Source organism: Chryseobacterium subflavum, from assembly GCF_055762745.1.
In genome coordinates, this window is sequence record NZ_JBVTMR010000010.1 from 1 (window position 1) to 2505 (window position 2505).

At 29.4% G+C, this 2505-nt stretch carries 4 protein-coding genes; 2 read left to right on the plus strand and 2 right to left on the minus strand.

Annotation, left to right across the window (positions count from 1 at the left end; all coding sequences use genetic code 11):
- On the plus strand, positions 1-704 hold a 704-nt coding region (locus AC0INN_RS21690; protein ID WP_306615089.1), incomplete at its 5' end, for a restriction endonuclease subunit S.
- Here the strand turns inward: AC0INN_RS21690 and AC0INN_RS21695 are convergent.
- Complete coding sequence (locus AC0INN_RS21695) at positions 697-1251, minus strand: restriction endonuclease subunit S (protein WP_306615090.1); 555 nt, start codon at positions 1249-1251, stop codon at positions 697-699. The two genes, AC0INN_RS21690 and AC0INN_RS21695, sit on opposite strands and share 8 nt — an antisense overlap.
- A 39-nt stretch (positions 1252-1290) precedes the next feature.
- Here AC0INN_RS21695 and AC0INN_RS21700 point away from each other — a divergent pair, with 39 nt between their 5' ends.
- Positions 1291-1827 (plus strand): restriction endonuclease subunit S, encoded by a 537-nt coding sequence (locus tag AC0INN_RS21700; RefSeq protein WP_306615092.1) that lies wholly within the window; start codon positions 1291-1293, stop codon positions 1825-1827.
- On the opposite strand, the gene AC0INN_RS21705 is transcribed toward AC0INN_RS21700, so the two are convergent.
- Positions 1820-2505: restriction endonuclease subunit S (locus AC0INN_RS21705; protein WP_306615094.1), on the minus strand; the 686-nt coding region annotated here is incomplete at its 5' end. The two genes, AC0INN_RS21700 and AC0INN_RS21705, sit on opposite strands and share 8 nt — an antisense overlap.

Consider the following 2505-nt stretch of genomic DNA (forward strand, 5'->3'; position numbering starts at 1 on the left):
TACAAACCCAAAACAAAATAATTGAGGAACTGAAGTTATTAAAGAATACACTTATAGAAAAAATTTTTAAAGGCCAATTGAAGTTTAAGGACGAGAATGGTAGAGATTTTCCAAAATGGCAAATAAAAATGTTAGGGGAAATTGGGGATTTCCAAACAAGTAGTATTGATAAATTATCAAGAGACAGTGAGAAAGAAGTTTATCTTGTAAATTACATGAATGTTTACAAGCATCAGAACATAGATAAAAAAACAATGAAATCCTTACAAACTGTTACCGCGAAAGAATCACAAATTGAAAGTTGTAATTTAAAAAGAGGTGATATCCTATTTACTCCAAGTTCTGAAACGCCAAATGATATTGGACACTCTGTGGTGGTTTTTGAAGATTTAAAAGATGTTGTTTTTAGTTATCATTTAATGAGATTTCGTCCAGCTACAGAATTGGATATCTTATATTCACATTATTTTTGTAATGTTCCATCTGTTTTACATCAATTATCTAAAGTAGCAACAGGTAGTACAAGATACACAGTTTCAGTAAAATCCTTCTCAAAAATAGAAGTTTCATTGCCATGTAAAAAAGAACAAAATAAAATAGCAAATTTTCTTTCTAGTGTAGATTTGAAAATAGAGACTGAAATAAAAGTCTTTCAAAAGTTAATTGAACAAAAAGCATATTTTTTAGCTCACTTATTTATATAAATAAGTGAGCTAAAAAATATTGTTTACGCTTAGTTAATAATAAGAAAATTTCTTGTTCAATTTTTATTCTGTCCTCTAGTTTTGATAGAAAATCGGCCATATATTTCTGTTGACAATAGTTTGGCAATTGTATTTCCATCGGTTCAATTTCAGAAATATAATGCCGCTTATGTTCCTTAGAGGAGAGATTTAAAAATGATAAATATTCAAATATAAATTTTAAGTTTACGTTCTCTCTAGAAGTAAGTATTTTGATGGCGGAAGACTTAACTTTAAATGAAAAATTGACAAACTTCATATCCATTGTAAAATCATCAAAAATGATACATGGACCTTTGTCATACCTTCCAAAAGCTTCTGCAGTATAGCCTATTACGAAAGCTTTGTTAGCTGTTAGCACCGGAATTAAAGAGCTGTCCGATGAATAATTTGTATCTAAAACTAAATATTTAGACGGCTGCTCATACTTTAAAATACTCTTAATCTTTACGAACTCCTTTTCTTTCTCAATGACCTGCTTGAATAGTCGATAACGAATTGTATTCACACAGGAAATTAAATCCTTAATTAAAGGCTAAGTTATCAAATGTTTGAATTAAAGCAATTTGAATTTTCTGTTCTTCCATTAAAATCGATTTGTATAATAAAAAAGGGAGATCAGATAAACAGTTCAGCATTATCTAACACTGGACTTTATTATGTAATGAATGGTGGGATAATACCATCTGGTTACCATTCTGAATATAATTCAGAAGGCAAGACCATTTCTATAAGTGAAGGGGGGAATTCTTGTGGATATGTTAAATTTAACAATACCGAGTTTTGGAGTGGAGGACACTGCTACACACTTATCAGCATTGACAAATGTATTAAAAATAAATATTTATATTACTTTTTGAAAGCCTGTGAAAATAAAATTATGACACTTCGTGTAGGTTCAGGATTGCCCAATATTCAAAAATCTGCATTGGAGAAATTTGAAATTAAAATTCCCAATCTCAATGAACAGCAAAATATAATTTTAATTTTGGATAACTTATCAAGCAAATTAGATATAGAAAGAGCTCTTCTCAAAGTATATCAACGAAAGAAGCAATATCTGCTGCAGAACTTATTTATATAAATAAGTTCTGCAGCAGATATTGTTTTTTCAATTGGTAGTTCCTTAATAATTTTTTCTCAATTTGTATCTTTGCATCGATAAAAGATAGGAATTCACCAATCGTAATCTGCTCATCTAAGCATGGTAGCGAAATATTCAGTTTCATTAATTCAACTTTTGACAAATTGTATCGAGTGCTCCCTTGTGCAAGTTTGATTATCTCATTTCTGAAAATTTCACTCCTAAAAAAATAACTTGAAAATAGCGGATTAAGAACTTGAAATGAAAAAGGTCTATAACCGAAACAAAAACTATTTAGGTAAGTTTCATTTGTATTCTCTAACAGAACAGAAGACATTCCTATTTCTTTAGAAGTTTCGGATGATACAGTAAAAAACACATCTCCATAACGAACAGTATTCTGTTTTTCATTCTCTAAAATCTCTACAAATCCACAATTCTTTATTTCAATTTTTGAAGAATCGAAAACTTGCTTATATTGTATGTACGGTTTACCAAACCCAAAATTATCTTTGTTTTTTCCTGAAAGACCATTATAGGTTGCACCTAAATCTCCCAAATTCTTCAGTTTCCACCCATTTTTATAATTCTTGAATCTACTACCCTGAGAAAATAGTTTTTCACTTAGTCCTTTAATTAAGGTTTCTAATTGTTCAATTATTTTGTTTTGGGTTTGTA

Coding starts and splice junctions, on each gene's coding strand:
- AC0INN_RS21700 (WP_306615092.1), top strand. CDS start 1,291: ATGTTTGAATTAAAGCAATTTGAATTTTCTGTTCTTCCATTAAAATCG.